Annotated in this window: 15 protein-coding genes; 10 read left to right on the top strand and 5 right to left on the bottom strand. The window is 58.7% G+C overall.

Going from position 1 to position 18,691, the window contains the following annotated elements; all coding sequences use genetic code 11:
• Nucleotides 1–6 precede the first annotated feature (6 nt).
• The 3 genes from AC5S27_RS12795 (at nt 7) to AC5S27_RS12785 (ending at nt 3,388) form a co-directional block, all read left to right on the top strand.
• Nucleotides 7–489 (top strand): pyridoxal-phosphate dependent enzyme, encoded by a 483-nt coding sequence (locus AC5S27_RS12795; RefSeq protein ID WP_493934944.1) that lies wholly within the window; start codon nt 7–9, stop codon nt 487–489.
• The gene (locus tag AC5S27_RS12790) at nt 486–917 is read left to right on the top strand and encodes a PaaI family thioesterase (protein ID WP_493934943.1); all 432 of its coding nucleotides are present in this window, start codon (nt 486–488) and stop codon (nt 915–917) included. Before AC5S27_RS12795 ends, AC5S27_RS12790 begins: the two co-directional genes overlap by 4 nt.
• A gap of 380 nt (nt 918–1,297) precedes the next feature.
• Nucleotides 1,298–3,388 (top strand): RecQ family ATP-dependent DNA helicase, encoded by a 2,091-nt coding sequence (locus AC5S27_RS12785; protein ID WP_493934942.1) that lies wholly within the window; start codon nt 1,298–1,300, stop codon nt 3,386–3,388.
• A gap of 27 nt (nt 3,389–3,415) precedes the next feature.
• Here the strand turns inward: AC5S27_RS12785 and AC5S27_RS12780 are convergent, their stop codons facing one another.
• The 3 genes from AC5S27_RS12780 to AC5S27_RS12770 form a co-directional block, all read right to left on the bottom strand.
• Nucleotides 3,416–4,759: an OmpP1/FadL family transporter gene (locus AC5S27_RS12780; RefSeq protein WP_493934941.1), complete on the bottom strand. Its 1,344-nt coding sequence runs from the start codon at nt 4,757–4,759 to the stop codon at nt 3,416–3,418.
• A 432-nt stretch (nt 4,760–5,191) separates the two neighbouring features.
• Nucleotides 5,192–6,958, bottom strand: coding sequence for a glycoside hydrolase family 9 protein (locus tag AC5S27_RS12775; RefSeq protein ID WP_493934940.1), 1,767 nt, complete (start codon nt 6,956–6,958; stop codon nt 5,192–5,194).
• Between the two features lie 45 nt (nt 6,959–7,003).
• Nucleotides 7,004–7,702, bottom strand: a complete 699-nt coding sequence (locus AC5S27_RS12770) for an FMN-dependent NADH-azoreductase (protein WP_493934939.1) — start codon at nt 7,700–7,702, stop codon at nt 7,004–7,006.
• 119 nt (nt 7,703–7,821) lie between these two features.
• Between AC5S27_RS12770 and AC5S27_RS12765 the strand changes: the two genes are divergently transcribed.
• Nucleotides 7,822–8,445 (top strand): TetR/AcrR family transcriptional regulator, encoded by a 624-nt coding sequence (locus AC5S27_RS12765; RefSeq protein WP_493934938.1) that lies wholly within the window; start codon nt 7,822–7,824, stop codon nt 8,443–8,445.
• Here the strand turns inward: AC5S27_RS12765 and AC5S27_RS12760 are convergent.
• Nucleotides 8,442–9,449: a Rieske 2Fe-2S domain-containing protein gene (locus AC5S27_RS12760; RefSeq protein WP_493934937.1), complete on the bottom strand. Its 1,008-nt coding sequence runs from the start codon at nt 9,447–9,449 to the stop codon at nt 8,442–8,444. The genes AC5S27_RS12765 and AC5S27_RS12760 overlap by 4 nt on opposite strands.
• Nucleotides 9,450–9,521: 72 nt before the next feature.
• Complete coding sequence (locus AC5S27_RS12755) at nt 9,522–11,954, bottom strand: Orn/Lys/Arg family decarboxylase (protein ID WP_493934936.1); 2,433 nt, start codon at nt 11,952–11,954, stop codon at nt 9,522–9,524.
• A gap of 271 nt (nt 11,955–12,225) precedes the next feature.
• Between AC5S27_RS12755 and pdxS the strand changes: the two genes are divergently transcribed.
• The 6 genes from pdxS to pdxT all read left to right on the top strand — a co-directional run bounded on the left by pdxS (nt 12,226) and on the right by pdxT (nt 18,637).
• A complete protein-coding gene (pdxS, locus tag AC5S27_RS12750; RefSeq protein WP_493934935.1) occupies nt 12,226–13,179 on the top strand; it encodes a pyridoxal 5'-phosphate synthase lyase subunit PdxS in 954 nt (317 codons plus the stop codon).
• A 176-nt stretch (nt 13,180–13,355) separates the two neighbouring features.
• Entirely contained in the window at nt 13,356–13,631 is a 276-nt protein-coding gene (locus AC5S27_RS12745) for a type II toxin-antitoxin system prevent-host-death family antitoxin (RefSeq protein WP_493934934.1), read from the top strand.
• A gap of 3 nt (nt 13,632–13,634) precedes the next feature.
• On the top strand, nt 13,635–14,048 hold the full coding sequence (locus AC5S27_RS12740) for a type II toxin-antitoxin system VapC family toxin (RefSeq protein WP_493934933.1): 414 nt from the start codon (nt 13,635–13,637) through the stop codon (nt 14,046–14,048).
• 111 nt (nt 14,049–14,159) lie between these two features.
• Nucleotides 14,160–15,779, top strand: coding sequence for a tannase/feruloyl esterase family alpha/beta hydrolase (locus AC5S27_RS12735; protein ID WP_493934932.1), 1,620 nt, complete (start codon nt 14,160–14,162; stop codon nt 15,777–15,779).
• A 154-nt stretch (nt 15,780–15,933) separates the two neighbouring features.
• The gene (locus AC5S27_RS12730; protein WP_493934931.1) at nt 15,934–17,955 is read left to right on the top strand and encodes a PP2C family protein-serine/threonine phosphatase; all 2,022 of its coding nucleotides are present in this window, start codon (nt 15,934–15,936) and stop codon (nt 17,953–17,955) included.
• A gap of 16 nt (nt 17,956–17,971) precedes the next feature.
• A complete protein-coding gene (gene pdxT / locus AC5S27_RS12725) occupies nt 17,972–18,637 on the top strand; it encodes a pyridoxal 5'-phosphate synthase glutaminase subunit PdxT (protein ID WP_493934930.1) in 666 nt (221 codons plus the stop codon).
• The last annotated feature ends 54 nt before the right edge of the window (nt 18,638–18,691 follow it).

The following is an 18,691-nucleotide window of genomic DNA, read 5'->3' as shown; positions in this document are numbered from 1 at the left end:
ACGCGCTTGAGTTCCTGCACGCCGCCCCGAAGCTGGAAACGGTCTACGTGCCCGATCGGGCTTGGTTCGTCGATCTGTGGCGTATCCGCGGCTCGGAATGTTCTCGGTCTCGACACGGAAGTGGTGGGTGTTGTGGCGGCAGCATCGCCTTCATATGCGATCTCTTTCCGCGAAAAGCGCATTGTCGAATTTTCCTCCACCACGCAGATTGCCGATGGGCTCGCCTGCCGCTTGCCCAATGGGGACGCCATGGATGTGATTTGGAAAAACGTGAGTCGCATTGTTGAAGTGTCGGACGCTGAAATCTCCTCGACGATGCGCGCCTATTACGAGGACACGCATAATCTCGCGGAGGGCGCGGCTGCTGCTGCGCTCGCTGGAGCACTCCAGGAGAAAGACTCGCTTGGTGGCAAGCGGATCGGGATTATCCTGACTGGCGGTAACGTTGATCGCGAGAAGTATGTGCAGGTTCTGGAGGGAAAGCTTTGAGCGAGCAACCTTCGCAGGATCTCACTCCCCTCTTTCATGGTGCGCAGAATCACTGCTTCGGGTGTGGACCGAACAATGATGTCGGGCTGCGGTTGCAATTTTCTGTCGCTGAGGATCAGAGTGTCGCCTGCGAGACTGCAGTCTCCGATCAGTACGAGGGGCCTCCCGGCTACCTGCATGGCGGCATTATTGCGACCCTCCTGGATGAAGCGATGAGCAAGGCGAATCGCGCACGCGGCGTCACCGCCATGACCCGGCAGATGCAGGTTGAGTATTTGCGGCCCGTGCCTTCGGGATCTTCAATTCGCATCGAGGGGCGTGTGACACGTAGCGAGGGCCGAAAGCACTGGACGGAAGCGCAGATTCGGAACTCGCAAGGCACCGTTCTGGCTACTTCCAGCGGCCTCTTCATCGCCATCAAAGTCTGATAGGGCGCGGGAGCAAAAGCGGTAATCAAATTTATGGTTACCGAATTCTCTCCCGGTCTACCACCTTTGCCACAGCCGTGTGACGCCGAACGGGTATGTTGATTTTCTCGCGCGGCGGTGATACTTCGATTCAGGAATTCGGCGCAAGCCAGATAAGAAATCGGCACAAGCCTGAATCCACAAGTACGACTTTCAAGTCTTGATTGCACTCCTTAGCCTAGGTTCTCGCGCTGGTCGCGGGCACGCTCCTTGTGTCCGCGGCTGCGTCTTTTTTTTCTTGTTTTGCAAAGCGGCGTGCCTGTTAGCCAACTGGGTCCGCGACTGCAAGCCCGGACGTTCCGGCGGAAGATTCCAACAGGCCACCCCGGTAGAATGGGACTGTGCCTTCCGAAACTGCCAGCCACCGCGCCGTAATCGAATCCTCTTCACTGGCAGAAATCCTCCACAGCGCCTTTGGTTTCTCCGCCTTCCGAGCCAATCAGGAAGCGGTCTGCCGTGCTGCGGTGGAGGGGGATGATGTACTCCTCGTTATGCCCACGGGCGCAGGCAAGTCCCTTTGCTATCAGCTTCCGGCGATTGCTCGCGGTGGAACGGCCCTTGTCGTGAGCCCGCTCATCGCGCTGATCGAGGACCAGTGCGCCAAGCTCGCGAGCCTGGGATTTTCGGTCGCACGGATTCATTCCGGACTGGATCGTGCCGTCAGTCGTCAGGCCTGTGTGGACTACCTGAATGGCACGCTGCAATTCCTGTTCATTGCGCCGGAACGCCTGCGTGTGCCGGGCTTCCCGGAGATGCTGGCGAAGCGCAAACCTGCCCTGATTGCCATTGACGAAGCCCATTGCATCTCGCAGTGGGGTCATGACTTTCGCCCCGACTATCGAATGGTTGGGCAGTATATTCCGGCACTGCGTCCGGCGCCGGTGGTGGCGCTTACGGCGACCGCCACACCGTCGGTTCAGCGGGATATTCTCACGCAACTGGGACTGACTACAGCCAAAAAGTTTATCCACGGCTTTCGCAGGACCAATCTCGCTATCGAAGTGGCCGAGGTGCCGCTGCCGATGCGCGGCGAACTGATTGCCGAACTGCTCAAGGATCCGGCACGGAGGCCCGCCATCGTGTATGCGCCTGCCCGCAAGAAAAGCGAAGAGCTGGCCGCGCTGCTGAACCACAGCTTCCCTGCTGCGGCGTATCATGCCGGACTGCCGGCGGAGATCCGCGAGAACGTGCAGCAGAATTTTCAATCTGGGAAGCTGGATTGCGTCGTCGCGACCATCGCTTTTGGTATGGGCATCGACAAGGCTGATGTGCGTACGGTCATTCACGCTGCGCTGCCTTCGACGCTTGAGGGCTACTACCAGGAAATTGGACGCGCTGGACGGGATGGCAAGCCGAGCCGTGCCATCCTGATGCACTCCTACGCTGACATTCGGACGCATGATTTCTTCCTCAAGCGCGACTACCCTCCCATGGATTCGGTGCAGAAGGTCTACCGCGCGCTTACAGACGACCCCACGCCGCTCGATGAGATTCGCGACGCTCTGCTGGCGAATCCGAAGAACGGCGATCTGGATGAAGAGATCTTTGCCAAGGCGATCGAGAAGCTCTTCATTCACGGCGGCGCGGCGGTTGACTACAACAACAACGCCAGCCGCGGCGATAACCACTGGTCCGCGCCTTACACGCGCCAGTCGGATTACCGCCGCAACCAACTCGACCTGGTGCAGCGCTACGTCGATGGCAACCAGTGCCGCATGGCAGCCCTGGTGCTGCATTTCGGAGATGTGCAGGATGGGAAGGTGCGCTGTGGTGTCTGCGATTTCTGCAGTCCTTCGGGCAGCTCCGCGCAGAACTACCGCCCTGCGGACCGCGCCGAGATGGCCACGATGCACGCCATCCTCGACTGCCTGCGGCTGTCGCCGGGCAAGTCCATCGGCAAGCTGCTGAAGGAGGTTCCCGGCAATCTCAATCGCAAGGAGCTGGATACCTACCTTGCTGCGTTGGCGAAGGCTGATCTCATTACTGTCGAGGACGCGGAGTGGATCAAGGACGGCGAAACCATCCTCTTCCGCAAAGCCATTCTGACTCCGCGTGGCGAAGAGCTCGAACCCTCGGCTGATTTCGAAATTCAATTGCCGGGCACAGACCGCACCGGCAAGTCGCAGCAGGGCGGAACTCTCTTCGGGATCAAGAAAACTGCAGCCAAGAAGGCTGCTGCGCCGCAAGCAGCAGTCCCCGAAGAGCTCAGCCCCGACGCGCAGCAGTTGGAGCACGAGCTCAAAGGCTGGCGTACCACGATCGCGAAGAAGGTCGGCATGCCGCCGTTCGTCGTGCTGCACGACAAGACGCTGCGGGCCATTGCACATGTGCGTCCGGCGACTCCCAATCAGTTGCAGGAAGTTCCCGGCATGGGCCCGGCCAAGGTAGACAAGTACGGCGACCAGATCCTTGCTATTTGCAACGCGAGCTAGATTTGTCGTCGAGGTCCAGACCTGTCACTAGAACTTGATGTTGGCAGAGATCGTCAGGCTTTGCACCATGCCGGCAACGCGATTGTTGTCATACTCGCCGGCCAGCAGTTCACTCTTGCCTGACTGTTGGGAAGCGGGCAGTTGCACCTGGTAGGCGGCGTTCCAATGCCAGCGTTCGCGACTCCATCCGGCTCCCGCAGAAAGCGTGTTCTGCAGGATGGCCGAAGTCAGCTGCATGAGTGTTTTGTTGGGAACGGGGTTGGACATGAAGGCGTAGCCTCCGCGGACTACCCAGCCGCGTTTCAGAGGCATCTCTGCGCCCATGCGGACCACTCCCTGATTGCGCCAGTGAAACGGGTAGAAGTCTGTGATGTCGCTGCTGCCCGCAACGCTGTTAATGACGGCATTCGTACCGCCGGTAAGCTTGATTGGCAACTGTTTGAAGGCGTTACTCCAATCGACCCAATCCCCTTCCAGGCCGAGCCGAATGCGACTCGCCTGCCACGCCGCACCCACGGTTGCGGTATGCGGGAACTGATTGTCTACCTCTGCCTTGTACCGGAAGGTCGGGTCGGCACTGACGCCAAGCGCGGAGAAAAGTGCCGAAGCTGTTCCGGAAAGGCCGCCGTGGCTCTGCACATAGGTCGCGCTCTTCCATGCCGCACCGATACGCAGGCGCTCTGTCGGCTGCCATTGCGCGCCGGCACTGCCGCTCCAGCCAAAACCCCGCGTGTGCAGGTCGATCAAGACTTTGAGACCGGCCAGCTGCGGCTGCTGCTGAAAAATGTACGGAGCCTGCAGGGTGTTGGTGTTGTAGTCCAACCCGAGGGAAGCACCCAGCGCCCATTTCGGCCCGAAACGCTTCGCCAGAGCCACGGGGGTTCGCATCACGGCTGTCTCGGAGCTATTCGTCTGCAAACCGTAACTGACGCCAGCCGTACCCGCAGGATCGACATAGCGCCAGTGAACGCGCATGAGCGCATCGGGCGTGACACCGAGCGCAGCCACCCAGCCACTTTTGCTGAGCGGCAGGGCAAAGGCGCCATAAGCCACGGCGCCGGCATTGCCTGTAAGATGGCCGTGGTTGTCGGCGGAGTTCTGGTAGGAGCCGGTGGCCAGCAGCCCCGCACCGCTGACGTTGAGTACTCGCTCATGCAATCCCGCGAGCCCCGCTGGATTACCTTCCAGCGCGTCGAGTGGATCGCTGTGCTCGGCGGTCATCGTACCGCCGCGCCCCGCTGCTACGGCGCTCAGACCATTGGCGAACGCACCGGCAGTCTGTGCTGCGGCACCAACCTGGAACATCCCGCAGCTGACCAACACAATCAGGATGTAACACGTCTTCCTTCGATTTGCCGGAGGGAATGTCATTGGCACCTCTGCATCCGGTTCGCGTCCTATGCTCGCGCGCCCTGAATTTCAGCAAGCGGCTATCGCCTGTTTAGCCACTACAACGTTCGGCATCAGCGAGATCGTTACTATGGTTATCCGCCAGGTCCGATTTTCGGGAAATCCCTCAGTCAGTTGCTTCTATGACACGAAAGAGTCATGAGGCCCCATAACTCTCTCGACCATAAGTTATGACTGGCGCGTTGATCTCTCCGTTGCGCTGAGCTTTGAACGGCGTTTCCCTGTATGGATATGGGTTTTTCGTTATGGGAATAAGCCATCCCGGCCGAGATTTCAAACTGAACTCAGCGGCCAAGAACTTCGGAAATTCTAGATCCATGTCGACTGCCATTCAGTTTCTGCGAGCTGGGCCCCAAGCCCGCCTCATGCTTGTAAGTTAAGCAATATAAAAGATTAGTTTAAGCTGTTCGCTGCTGCCAGAAGAAAGACCAGCGGAGCGTTCCAGTTGATGGCGATTTCGTTGAGCGAGTAGGCGCGCTGATCATCCAGCCACATACGCATCGGCGGCTGCTTCGGGAGGGTTGCCGCGATCTCGTCGCCGCCTTTGGCATTGGGACCACCCGACAAAAGACCGGGCCATGGGGCTGCGATTCGATCCGCGGCGCTCGGGCGGTGATGCGGGTGTTGAAACGGCCGCTGTCCCAGCCCTGTCACCCAGGAAACGCCGAAGCAATTGCGTCCGACCAGATAGTGCAGGTTTCCCAGGGCCGCATCGCGCAGGACGCGGTCTGGGTGCATCCTGTCCGCCACGAGCAACAGCAGAGACTGGTTCGCCGCCTCGCCGTTCGAACCCCAGACATAGTCGTGCAGGCCCAGTGTATTGCCGTAGCCATTGGAATGGCTGCGAACAACAAGTGCCGAGGCTGCGGTGAGCGTGGCTTCACGGATGCGAGCCTTGACCGCCGCATTTCCTTCACGGTCGGCCAGGGCGTAGGTCCAGAAAGCCATCGAAGCCACGTCTCCCCATCCAGGAACACCTTCTTCGAGAGAGCCTTTGGGAACGCTGTCGAGCAGCGCCTTCTCGTACTGTGCTTCGCCGGTGGTGCGCCAGAGTTCAGCTGAGGCCCAGAGGATCTCGTCACCAACCTCTCGATCTCCGTACTCTCCGGTCGCTACACCGGGCGGATTTCTGAAAACGACGTTCGGATAAGCAATCGCCCAGCTCCACGCCCGTTTCGCCGCTTCCAGACAACGCTTCGCGAACGCGGCGTCGTAAGGCGCGTAACAGCGCGCGGCAATTGCCATCACAGCTGCCAGGTCCGCTGTGGCACCGGTGCTCTTGTAAGGCTCGCTGCCGGTCCCGATGATGTAGCTCACGAGCGAGTCATCCTGGGGCAGGATGAAAGCGCAGAACTTTTCGCTGGTCTGCTTGTGCCACACGCCGCCGTCGGCGTCCTGCAGGGTAAGCATCCACTCCAGATTCCAGCGCACTTCGGCGAGGTAATCCGGCAATTTGCCGCCGCTCTCTGGAATGGCGAGAGAAAGACCGCTCAATGGCTGCGGATACATTTCCCATGCCCAAAGCAACGTGCCGGTCGTGATCCCGGAGTTGACTATATAGCGACCGTAGTCTCCCGCATCGTGCCAGCCGCCGTGGCTCGCTGCCGGCCCGGTTCGTCCGGAAGAAGCGTGGTACGCCCCTGCTCCGTGACATGCGGGATGCGCATAGCCGCCGCCCAGGTCCACGACACAGCCGCAGCGTTGCCCATAGTAACTGCGCATGGTCAGTTTCAATGCGTCCGCATAGACATTTGGCTGGATGACAAATGGCTCGCTTACCTGGCCGCCCGTCTCGAGCGCGTAGGTGCCGGGTGTCTGCAAGGGGGAGAAGTCCGCAATCTGAATCGAGTCGCCAGAAGCAGCATCCACCGATGCTGCTTCCAGTTTCCCTTTGAGAATGACTGCATGGGTGCCGGCCGCGCGCACGCGGAAACCGTCGCCAGCCCGCTGCTTGCCCGGTTTGCCGCAGATGCTTGCCTGCTTCAACCCGTCCGGAAGGTAACCGAGCTGATTGAGAAATATGCCCTTGCGCTTGTCTGTTGCGTTGGCCGTCTGTGCCAAGCCAAAGGAAGAAGTCTGCAACTCCGGGCGAGCATACACGCCTGAATAGAGCGCAACACCCGACACGCCAAGATAGCGAAAGAGCTCACGACGGTTCATTGCGCCAATTCTATCCCGCGCCCGCCAGAGCACCTTCGCTATCCTTCACAGATTCTGCATCATCTGTGCAGTCCAACTTGAAGTTGTGAAGCAAGCCGGTCGTCGCCAGCCCTTAACCGGAGATGCGGCGGCGACCGTGCGCACCGTCTCTAGGGTCGGGGCCAGGAACGCTGTCCTGTCCGTTGCCGGCGACATGAGAGCTGACGTTCCGCCCGCTGTGACCACGGTAATATCGGTCACTCCGATGAACCCAAAAACGGCTTTCAGGTAGGGTTCAACGAAGTTATAGGCACCGTATGGACTTCCGGGCTCGTAGTTGCCGCCGGTGGCGATCAAGATGGTCAGCTTTTTGCCAGTCAAAAGGCCCTTCGGGCCGTCCGGACCGTAGGAAAAGGTGCGTCCTACGCGGGAGATCTGGTCGATCCACAGCTTGAAGACCGACGGAATCGAGAAGTTATGCATGGCCACGCCGAAGACGTACTCATCTGCCTGCTCCAACTCTTCGAGCAGCGCATCAGAAGTTGCCAGCGCCGCTGTCTGCTCGGGCGTACGGGCCTCGGGCGGGGTGTAAACCGCATAAATCCATCCCGCGTCGACCGGTTTCAAGGGTTCGGACGCCAGATCACGATAAATTACCGTGCCGTCCGGATGGGCGGCTTTCCAGGTTTTCTCGAATTCCTGTCCGAGTTCGCGGGTGACTGAGGTTGCCAGTGGGCTGGTGTCCAAATGAAGTAAGGTTGCCATAATCGCGAGTCTCCTTAAACAACGTATGTCGCCTATCTTAGGCGACACTCGTCGTTTAGTGGATTCTCTTTTCTTGGAAATTTTGTGATTTGCTACTCTGATTCAGGCGCCAATTCCTTATGCCAATCTCTGACTGCGAAGTTCGTGATCCTCGTATCCGCCGCACCCGCCAGCTTCTACAAGGGGCGCTGAAGACCCTGCTTCAGACGAAAAACTTCGACGAAATCACAGTGCAGGACATTACTGAAGCGGCCACGGTGAATCGCGCCACCTTTTACGATCACTACGCGGATAAATTCGCGCTTCTGGACGCTTTGGTCGCCGGAGGCTTTCATGCTCTTCTCCATCAGCGCGATGTACGGTTTGAAGGCAATTGCCCCTCAGAGGCGAGCGAGATCATTCGTGCAGCTTGCGACTACATTGTGCTCATGCGAGACGGACATTCCGATTGCAAGGAGCAGAGCGCCTTTGAGCCACTGATCGACGCTGCGATCACCGCCGCTATTCGTCGCGTCCTGACCCGGAACGACTCGCCCAGGTTGCGACTCTCCCCGATGACCGCGAGTGCAGCGAGTTGGGCGATCAACGGCGCTGTCAAGGCTTGGTTCAACACGCCCGACCGGCCATCGGTAGATGAGGTTGTGCCGCAAATTTTGGCTATGATCCTGCCGATGCTCGAGGGCGGCTCGCCGGGAGCGAATGGGTCGCCTGCGCATCAAGAGCACGTCGCCGCAACTCGCTAGGCGACGCCGTAGCTGAAGCCTATCTCCCGGAGCCATTTGCGATAGGCGATGGCCATGCGGTCGGAGCGTAGGTGCAGCTCTGCCTGCAGATCGAGCGGCAGCATTTCCGGTCTTTGCGACTCCACAATCACGCGGTCCTGGGCTACGACGCGATCCTGAAACGCAATCAGGTCTGCGTTGGAAATCTCCTCGCCGTAGTTGATCGCCATGATCATGCGCATCTCGCTCGTTTCTTCGTCGATTGGGGCCACCTGGGCCAGAAATCCCAGCCGCTGCTTGCCGCTGAGCTTCACGAAGCCTGCTGTCAATGGCCCTTGGACTGAATAGTGATAGGCAATCATTGCACCTACGCCGGTGCCGTCGGGATCCGGCTGCCAGATGCGAATTTCCTTCGCTTCCGGCCCTCGTACGCCCATGCCAACTTCGTAATCCTCGATCTCGCTGCGCTCCGGCTCTCCAAGCAGCCCGGCGTGCACGATGCCGAGGTGTGCCACATCCAGCAGATTCTCAATCAGTCGAGGGCCAAGTGCCCGGAAACGGTACGGGCCGGCGTGAAGGACGCGAAAGCCGGGCTCAGCGGCGACGGGAAACTCAGGAAGCCCGGTGGTGGGTTCGCCAAGGCAGACCCAGATCACCCCGTACTCTTCTCGAACCAGATAAGCGGTCGCCCGTGCCTTCGCCGGAGGGGTCATGCCTGGCTGTGCAGGAATGGCGACGCACTGCCCTGAGCCTGCGTATTTCCAGCCGTGATATGGGCAGACGAGACAATCTCCCGAAGTGGTTGAGGGCTGGATGACGCCGAGGGAGAGCTTGGCGCCACGGTGGATACAGAGATCGAGCCAGCAGTGCAGATCGCCATTCGCGGAACGCCACAGCACAACATCCCGGCTGAGGATTCGCCGGGCAAGCGTCTTCCCTGCTTCCACCTCGCTCGACCAGGCTACCGCGAGCCATTCGCTCAGCAGCATTGGATCGTTCAGACAGTTGTTGCCTTTACTGGTCATGCCGCCCCAAACAGAAATGCCGTGAATGCTCGCAGTCTACACGAGCATTCACGGCATATTACGACGATTGGTTTAGCGCTGTTCGTTCAGTTTGGAATCGACTGGCTTCAAAGCTGACACTGACTTAGTTCCAGTACGGCGCTTGGGCTTAACTGGTGGCGCGGAGCTGGGCGGATTCTTCTTGCCGTTGGCCCGCTTGCCCGTCTCGATGACGCCGCGCATCCAGTAGTCGCCGGCTGCGTCCACTTCGATGCCGTGAACTTCACGCTCAAAGCCCGGAAAGCGCTTGCCGAATTCTTCAAGTGCAAGGATGAGGTTGATGACGGGACTGTCCGGACCGCCTAGTCGCTCTCCGGGCATGCAGACAGGGATTCCCGGCGGATACGGCACGAGCATGACGCCGGCGACGCGTCCGGCCATCTCGGTGAACTTCACCTTTTCCGTGCCGTTGCGCAGGAGCTTCTGGTAGGTCTGCGCAGGCGTAAGTACCTGCACTTCTTCTACTTCGCAGGCTTCCCCTTCAAGAGCCGACAGCCGCAACTCCACCATCGCTGAATGCATCTCGTCGCTAAGCTCCTTCAGAGTGACGTTGCGGTAGCGCTGAGGATATTTTTCGACCAAATCTGGCAGGGCCTCGTGAAGGGGCGCTTCGGTGTCGTAGAGGCGCTTGAATTCGAAGAGATTTTCGAGCAGGCTGCCCCATTTGCCCTTGGACGTTCCGACCGAGAAGAGAACCAACACGGTGTAGTCGCCGGTGCGGGCGATTTCGACGCGTCGTGCGTCGAGGAATTCGGTCAGGATGGCCGCGGGAATTCCCCATTCCGCAACGACTCCCTGCGCATTCACGCCGGGCATGAGGATCGTGACCTTGGTCGGGTCCAGCATGCAGTAGTCGTCTTCAACGTCTTCGTCCTGGTAGCCGTGCCAGTCTTCGCCTGGCTTCAGCGTCCAGCAACTGGAGTTGGTCGAGAGTAGCTCGTCGGGAGCGTCTTCGATGAGGTAGCTCTTGTCGTCCTTTGGATCGACAACGCGGTCTGGCTGGAAGAGGCGGAAGAACCAGCCATCGCCTTCTTCGTAGACGCGGAGCCGATGCGCGATCGACGACATGGCTTTGCGGAAGCTGATGGCGTCGGTGATCGTCTCTTCCATCAGCGTCGTTCCGGCGGGCTCGTCCATCATGGCCGCGGCGACGTCGATCGAGGCGATGAGCGGATAAAACGGCGACGTCGTTCCGTGCATCATGAAGGCTTCGTTGAACTGGTCGAAATCGAGCGGAGCACGCGGGCTAAGCTTGATGTGCACCATCGAAGCCATTGAGAACGCCGCCAGCATCTTGTGCGTGGACTGGGTAGAAAAGATCGCTGGGCGTTCCGGCATCTCGTCGGGGACGTCCATCGCAAAGCGACCGCGATACAGCGGATGAAACTTCGCGTAGGCATACCAGGCTTCGTCGAAGTGCACGCGCGATACGGATGGGGCAAGCTCCGTTACGACCTTGTTTACGTCGTAACAGAGGCCATCGTACGTCGAGTTGGTTACGACGGCGTAGGTGGGAGTCTGCGATGCTGCTCCCTTTGAAAATGGGCTCTTGTCGATCAGTTCCTGGATCGCGGCAGGACTGAATCGCTTGAGCGGAACCAGGCCGATCATGCCGTAGCCGTTGCGCGTGGGCGTCACGTAAACAGGGCGCGCTCCGGTTACGGTGAGCGAGTGGCAGATGGACTTGTGGCAGTTGGCGTCCACGATGACGATGTCATCCTGCCCGACGACGCCGTGACCGACGATCTGGTTTGAGGTCGAGGAGCCGCCGAGGACGTAGAAAGTCCAGTCTGCGCCGAAGATGCGCGCCGCGTTCCGCTCGGACTCGCCCGGAGGTCCGACGTGGTCCAGCCACGAACCCAGCGGCGAGGTGGAGATGCCGAGATCCGAGCGCATGATGTTCTCACCAAAGAACTTGTGGAACTCCATCCCAACCGGATGCTTGAGGTAGGCCACGCCGCCCATGTGCCCCGGCGCGTCCCAGCTGTAGGCGCCCTGGTCGTTGTACTTCTTGAGCGCCTTGAAGTACGGAGGCAGGAGTTGCGCCTCGTAGCGCTCCACGGCGAAGTCCACGCGGTTGGCGATGAATTCCGGGGTGTCACCGAAAAGGTGAATGTATTCATGTACCTGCCGCACGACTTCCAACGGAAGTTCGCTCACCAGTGTGCGGTCGGCGATGAGGAAGATTGGCACTTTCTTGCTGCGGTGACGCACGGCGCGAATAATGGTCAGCGCGGCGCGTTCATCGAACTGATTGTCGCCTTCGAGGTCCCAATCCAGCAGAATCGCCGAGTGTGAAGGGTCAGACTTGACCAGTGATAGCCCATCTTCCGGCGTTGAAGTCCGAACAACTTCGTACCCCTCTTTGCTGATCGCGTGAACCAGGCGCTCCATAGCCCGATCTGAAACAGAATCCGTTCCGCCAACTTCGCTGGCGATCAGCAGTACCCAACGACCCTCATCCATCTTGCCCATCTCACCTCGATACTTCCTTCGTAATCCTACAACTTGCGGACGGTCAGCAATCCCCTGCGGGTCTCCGTCCGGCCAAATTCATAAATTTGTAACACCTCCGGCAAATCGCTGGATTTCGGCTCAAATTTCGTACCGCAAAATCCGGGTCTCGCCCCGGCTGCAGCACACCCGCATCACTGGTACACTTAGGTGTTGAAACGACAAGTGAAAAGCAGCGGATACGAGTCCGCGCTACCGGATTTTTAAGGAAGTGAGGAAGACAATGGCGGAATCGAACAGCAACGGAACTCACATCAACACCAGCCTTCGGCTCAAGGTCGGCCTGGCAGAAATGCTCAAGGGCGGCGTGATCATGGACGTGATGAGCGTCGAACAGGCCCGCATCGCGGAAGAAGCCGGCGCTGTCGCCGTCATGGCTCTGGAACGTGTGCCGGCAATGATCCGTGCCGAGGGTGGAGTTGCCCGCATGGCCAATCCGCGCCTGATCAAAGCCATCAAGGCCGTTGCGTCGATCCCGGTCATGGCCAAGGCCCGCATCGGCCACTTCGCTGAAGCCCAGGTGCTGGAAGCGCTCGGTGTCGATTTCATTGACGAGAGCGAAGTGCTGACACCGGCTGACGAAGTGCACCACATCGACAAGCACAAATTCACGATTCCTTTCGTCTGCGGCGCCCGTAACCTGGGCGAGGCTCTGCGTAGAATTGCGGAAGGCGCAGCCCTCATCCGCACCAAGGGCGAGCCGGGCACTGGCGATGTCGTCCACGCTGTGCAGCATATGCGCCAGATTCGCAAGGAGATCCGCGCTCTCACCGTTCTCGGCGAAGAAGAACTCTTTGCTGCCGCCAAAGAGCATGGCGCTCCCTACGAACTCATCCGCATGGTCGCCAAGGCCGGCAAGCTGCCTGTGCCGAACTTCTCGGCAGGCGGCATTGCCACCCCGGCAGACGCTGCGCTGATGATGCAGCTCGGCGCCGAGACAGTCTTCGTCGGCTCCGGCATCTTCATGAAGTCCGGCGCGACTCCGCTCGACGTAGACAACAACCCTGCGGAACGCGCTGAGGCTGTCTCACGCGCCCGTGCAATCGTACTCGCCACCGCCCACTTCGACGATCCGAAGATCATCGCCGAAGCCAGCGAAATCGTTACCGGCGAAATGAAGGGCTTGGCCGCTGCCGCAATCGAAGAGCAGCACCTGATGCAAACCCGCGGCTGGTAGCATTTGCCGTGCAGGCTGACCGCCCTTCGGGTGAAAGCAAGGACAAGAGCCGGAGATGCCTCGCGCATCTCCGGCTTTTGATTTGCCCTCGCATACCTGAAAAACGGCTATTGATATCAGCGATTGGACCCGCAAGCCTTCGAATGGTATCACTAGTAGGAAGGAGTGTCTCAGGAATGATCTCTACTGCCGATGACGCGCAGACCAACCTACGCGACCTTGTTGAGACCACTCTCAGAGATGGTCCTCTGGTCATCACTCAGAACGGGGTGGAGACAGCAGTCCTCGTGTCCATTGACGAGTGGAAGCGCATCAGCTCAAATACAAAACATTACGATACGCAAGCGCGAAGAACCCTGAAGGAAATCTTGCTCGACCCAAACGGTCCGCATGACATCGACGTCCCGCCGCGTGGAGAATATCGGAGCCGTCCGGTGGTTGAGTTCGAGTAACCGATGATTTTCCTTCTCGATACGAACGTGATTTCCGAGTTGCGGAGAACCAAGCCACACGGAGCCGTGCTGGCATGGTTTCAAGGCATAGACCAGATCGATATTGCGATACCAGCCATTGTTCTTGGAGAACTCCAGGCTGGCGTAGAGATTACTCGTCGACAGGATCCAATCAAAGCCGCAGGACTTGAGGCATGGATAGATGAAATCAGCCTCACCATGGCTGTGCTACCAATGGATGGCTCGATTGCTCGAGAGTGGGCCAGAATCATGGAAGGGAAAACCAAAATTCTTTCAGAAGATGCGATGATTGCCGCTACCGCACGCATCCACGGACTCAATGTTGTTACGCGGAACACACGTGATTTTGAACCTTTTAAAGTGAATATCTTTAATCCCTTTACATTCAAGTCCTGAAACTTTTCTTCAAGATTGAGCGAACGGGTTTCCGTGCGACTAAAGAAGTTTCATGTATTCTGTCTCCGCCCAAGAATCTGCGATCAGGTCGTGCGGAACATGAAATCTTCAATGCATTTCTTGCTTGCTCTTGCCATATTCACGGGCGCATGCTCAGGCAAGGCGCAGACGGCTAACACCTGTGCAGCACTCGCAAAGCTTGCCCTGTCCAACACCAGGATCACTGCGGCGGAAGAGATCAAGGCTGGCGCGTACAGGCCCACTTCATCGGCTGACCGCGAAGGCGACCCCGCCGACGCGGCGATTTACCAGAAGCTTCCCGCCTTCTGCCGTGTGGCTGCTGTGCTCGCACCGTCCAGCGATTCGGAGATCAAGATCGAAGTATGGCTACCGGTCGCAGGGTGGAACGGAAAGTTCCGCGGCCAGGGCAATGGCGGCTTTGCAGGGGTCATCGACCGCCGCAATCTTGCCGTCGCTGTTAGCCTCGGCTATGCCAGCGGTGGCACCGACACTGGTCACGAAGCCAGCGGAATTGACGCTCGCTGGGCACTCAATCATCCAGAGAAGATCACCGACTTCGGCAACCGCGCCGTACACGAAATGACGCTGAAGTCGAAGGCGATTGTTGAGGCCTATTACGGCAGCGCCGCCAAACGGTCCTACTTCGCAAGTTGCTCCGACGGCGGCCGCGAAGCGCTCATGGAGGCTCAGCGATTCGCAACCGATTACGACGGCATCCTCGCTGGCGCCCCCGCTAATAACTGGTCGCACCTGCTTGCGAATGCGGTGGTCAATGCGAAGGCGCTTACGGCTACCCCTGCCAGCTACATACCAGCCAGCAAGATTCCAGCGATCTCGGCAGCCGTGCTCGCAGCTTGCGACAAGACCGATGGCGTCGTCGACGGCATCGTGAGTGATCCGCAGCATTGCCGCTTCGATCCTGCAGCGATGCTTTGCAAGGGGGCGGATTCCAATAGCTGCCTGACTGCGCCACAAGTTACGGCGATGAAGCAGCTCTATGCCGGATCGCATGACGCAAGCGGTAAGCTGATCTTTCCTGGATACGTTCCGGGCGCGGAAGAAGGAGGCAATGGTTGGGGAAGCTGGATCTTCGGGCCCACGGCAAACCAGAGTGCGATGTATCTCTTCGGCACAGGCTATTTCTCGAATATGGTCTATAGCGATGCCAAGTGGGACTACAAATCCTTCGACACGGACGAGGGTCTGAAGGCCGCGGTGGATAAGACCAGCGTTGCTCTCGACTCCACCAATCCTGATCTGAAAGCCTTCGTCAAACGTGGCGGCAAGCTTATCCTTTACCACGGATGGAACGACCCAGCGATCTCCGCGCTCAACACGATCAACTACTACGAAGCGATGCTGAAGACCACGGGAACCGCTGAGGCTACGGCAGCGGTGCGCCTGTACCTGGCTCCGGGGGTTCAGCATTGTGCGGAGGGGCCGGGACCTGATCGCTTTGGCCAGGGAGGCGCATCTCCCGAAAGCCCGGCGACGGATCCCGAACACAACATGTACGCTGCGCTTGAGCAGTGGGTCGAAAGCGCCAAAGCGCCCGAGACCATCATTGCCACCAAGTTCGCGGGAGAAGGCGAAGCGCGCCATGCCACCATGACCCGCCCGCTCTGCCCTTATCCGCAAGCGGCCAAGTACAAAGGTAGCGGAGACTCGAACGACGCAGCCAACTTCACCTGCGTAGTGGGATCGAAATAGCGCTCTTTCATTTCGATGGGGCTGATGCAGGGCCATAAAACAGCGGGAGCTCCCTGCTCGTAATACGCGTATCCTGGGCAAAGCTGTAGAATCCTGCCAGCGCCACTACCTCAGCTCAGAAGGTCTGCGTCCCTTGCGTCCTCGATCGGCAATCATGCATTTTTTTTCTGCACGGCGAGGCCCTGTCTTCGTCTATTGCGTTTTGCTTCTTGGATTTTTCGGTGTTTCCACAATTTCGTTTGCGCAGCTGGACAAGCCTTCTGAATCCGCGAACGCTTCCCCAGCGCTCATCGATCTCAGACAGGGCCGCCAGGCCATCACTGTCGTCAGCAAGCAATGGAAGTTCCACCCCGGCAACGATCTGCAATGGGCGAACCCCACCTTTAACGATCATGACTGGAAGTTGCTGAACGTCAGTGACGACTGGGATAAGCAGGGATATCACGAAGAGCAGGATCAGGCATGGTTTCGCTTTGCCATTCTTGTTCCCGCAGACACCCCAGGCCTCGTCATCGAGATGCCCAAGATCCACAAGAATTACCAGCTCTTCGCCGACGGTAAACTTATCGGCCAGGTTGGCTTTTTGCCGCCTGAAAAAAGCTACTCGACCAAGGGCGCTGCGAGGGTGTTTACCCTTCCAGTAACACCTTCTGACAAGCCTCAACGCATGACGATGGCGCTGCGGCTCTGGCAGAGTCAGGCTTTCAAGTGGGCTGAGCGTGACGAGTTTGGCGAGGTGTTGATCGGCGAGCCGGACGTTCTGCTGGCTGACTTCGAACGCTCAAAGGCCGCCGATCTTGTCCTGAATCAGGGCATGGACTCAACGACTTTCATCTTCACGATTCCAGTGACGATTGCAGCCTTGCTCCTCTTCTGGCTCACGCGAAAGAGCCTTTACCTCTGGTTCGCTGGTGACATGCTGATGGGCTATGCCCAGTTCACCTGTACCGTGCTAGCCGGCCATTATGCCTGGCGGTCTGATGTAACACTCGGCATCCTTGTCGTTAGCGATATCCTTGCTGCGTTTGCGAACATCATGTTCATCATGGGGCTGCTCGGGTTGAGGCGGTCACGCTGGATGGCCACGGCGATCGGTTGCACGATTGTCGCCGAACTGAGTACGCAACTCGTGGTATTTCGCTTGCCCTTCGTCTGGGCCGACGGTCTCTTTTTTACCTTCACATTCGCGAGCCAGCTCATTCCGGCATGGTTGATGTTCCGGGCATGGCGCAAGGGCGGGACGGATACCGGCATTTTTCTCGTGCCGTTTGCTTTCAATTTGCTGGTTGCGGCCTCGCTCAACTTTGGATACACCCTCATGGATGCGGGAGTTGCCCCAGGCGTATTTTTGGGATTTCCGAATTTTCTGATTCTCGATAAGCCCTTTCCGGTCAATATAGTCTCTACGGCCAACTTGCTCCTGATGTTTGGGTATCTGGCTGTGATGGTCTATCACTTCGTGCGCATGAGCAGCGAGGAACAGCGCCTCTCCACTGCACTGCAGGCTGCCCGTGAGATCCAGTACAGCCTTGTACCCGCGCGGCAATCCGTTCACGGCTCTTTGCAAGCGGATATCGCTTATCTGGCTGCTGAGGAGGTCGGCGGCGACTTCTGCCAGATTCTCCCCCGTGCCGACGGCTCGGTGCTGGTCGTCGTCGGTGATGTGGCGGGCAAAGGCCTGAAGGCAGCCATGGTCGGAGCGATTGCCGTCGGCGCGTTGCGCACCATGACGGAGGAGCAAGTGACACCATCCATCCTCCTGCGCAGGATGAACGACCTGATGGTTCGCAACGATGAGCGTGTCTTCATTACGTGCCTGTGCCTCGAAATCGATCCGGACGGGACGATGACGATCGCAAACGCCGGCCACCTTTCGCCGTATCTCAATGGGGTTGAGATGGAATGTAACTCAGGACTGCCCATTGGCCTTATCTCCGGATTTCCTTACGGGGAAATACGGGCGAGTCTTCCTGACCGGGCGCGCATCACACTTATGTCTGATGGCGTGGTGGAAGCTCGCTCCAAATCCGGCGAACTCTTCGGCTTTGAACGGACACTCGGCATCAGCCGCCAGAGCGCCAGTCAAATTGCCGCTGCAGCCGAGCAGTTTGGCCAGGAAGACGACATCACAGTCGTTACACTGGATTGGATGGCATTGCCAGTAGCCGCTGCCTGAAATCGGAGACCCCCACTTGAACGAAACAGCCTCGTCGCCGCGTATCGGCGTCCTTGCCATCCAGGGCGACTATGAAGCCCACGCCATCGCGCTCCAGGAGTCCGGCGCGACACCGTCTCTCGTCAGAAACAAGGAAGCACTGGCCGGACTCGATGGCCTCGTGATGCCCGGCGGCGAATCCACGACGATGCTTAAGTTCCTCTTGCAGAACGGCTTTCTGGAGTCGCTCCAGGCGTTTGCTCACGAAAAACCGGTCTTCGGAACCTGTGCCGGAGCCATCCTACTTGCCAAGGAAGTGCGAAATCCCAGCCAGCCCAGCCTCGCCGCACTGGATATCGCCGTCGAACGCAACGCCTACGGTGCCCAGCGGGATTCGGCAATTCTCATGCTGGACACCGAACTTCCGGGAGGTCCACTGGAAACAGTCTTCATCCGCGCCCCGCGCATCGTGGCGGTGAACGAACAGGCTGTTCCCGAAGTCGAAATTCTCGCTGAACGCGACGGATTTCCTGTCCTTGTTCGCCAGGGAAACATCTTCGCGGCGACCTTTCACCCGGAGATGTCCGCAGACCGGCGTGTCCACGAGCTATTCGTTGGTACGGTGAAGGAAGCACGGGAGCAGCCGGCCAATTCGCCAGGGAATGCGGAAGCAAGAGGTTCAAAGCAGGCAACTTCTTTGTGAGGATATGCAACGTCCGCTGATTCCAGTGCATCATTTTTGCAGTGCGTGTAAGCT

This window comes from Acidicapsa borealis (assembly GCF_059115245.1).
The sequence above is the reverse complement of the archived record's forward strand: the minus strand, read 5'-3'. Positions and strand labels throughout refer to the sequence as shown.

Coding starts and splice junctions, on each gene's coding strand:
- AC5S27_RS12780 (WP_493934941.1), bottom strand. CDS start 4,759: ATGACATTCCCTCCGGCAAATCGAAGGAAGACGTGTTACATCCTGATT.
- AC5S27_RS12775 (WP_493934940.1), bottom strand. CDS start 6,958: ATGAACCGTCGTGAGCTCTTTCGCTATCTTGGCGTGTCGGGTGTTGCG.
- AC5S27_RS12770 (WP_493934939.1), bottom strand. CDS start 7,702: ATGGCAACCTTACTTCATTTGGACACCAGCCCACTGGCAACCTCAGTC.
- AC5S27_RS12765 (WP_493934938.1), top strand. CDS start 7,822: ATGCCAATCTCTGACTGCGAAGTTCGTGATCCTCGTATCCGCCGCACC.
- AC5S27_RS12760 (WP_493934937.1), bottom strand. CDS start 9,449: ATGACCAGTAAAGGCAACAACTGTCTGAACGATCCAATGCTGCTGAGC.
- AC5S27_RS12755 (WP_493934936.1), bottom strand. CDS start 11,954: ATGGATGAGGGTCGTTGGGTACTGCTGATCGCCAGCGAAGTTGGCGGA.
- pdxS (WP_493934935.1), top strand. CDS start 12,226: ATGGCGGAATCGAACAGCAACGGAACTCACATCAACACCAGCCTTCGG.
- AC5S27_RS12745 (WP_493934934.1), top strand. CDS start 13,356: ATGATCTCTACTGCCGATGACGCGCAGACCAACCTACGCGACCTTGTT.
- AC5S27_RS12740 (WP_493934933.1), top strand. CDS start 13,635: ATGATTTTCCTTCTCGATACGAACGTGATTTCCGAGTTGCGGAGAACC.
- AC5S27_RS12735 (WP_493934932.1), top strand. CDS start 14,160: ATGCATTTCTTGCTTGCTCTTGCCATATTCACGGGCGCATGCTCAGGC.
- AC5S27_RS12730 (WP_493934931.1), top strand. CDS start 15,934: ATGCATTTTTTTTCTGCACGGCGAGGCCCTGTCTTCGTCTATTGCGTT.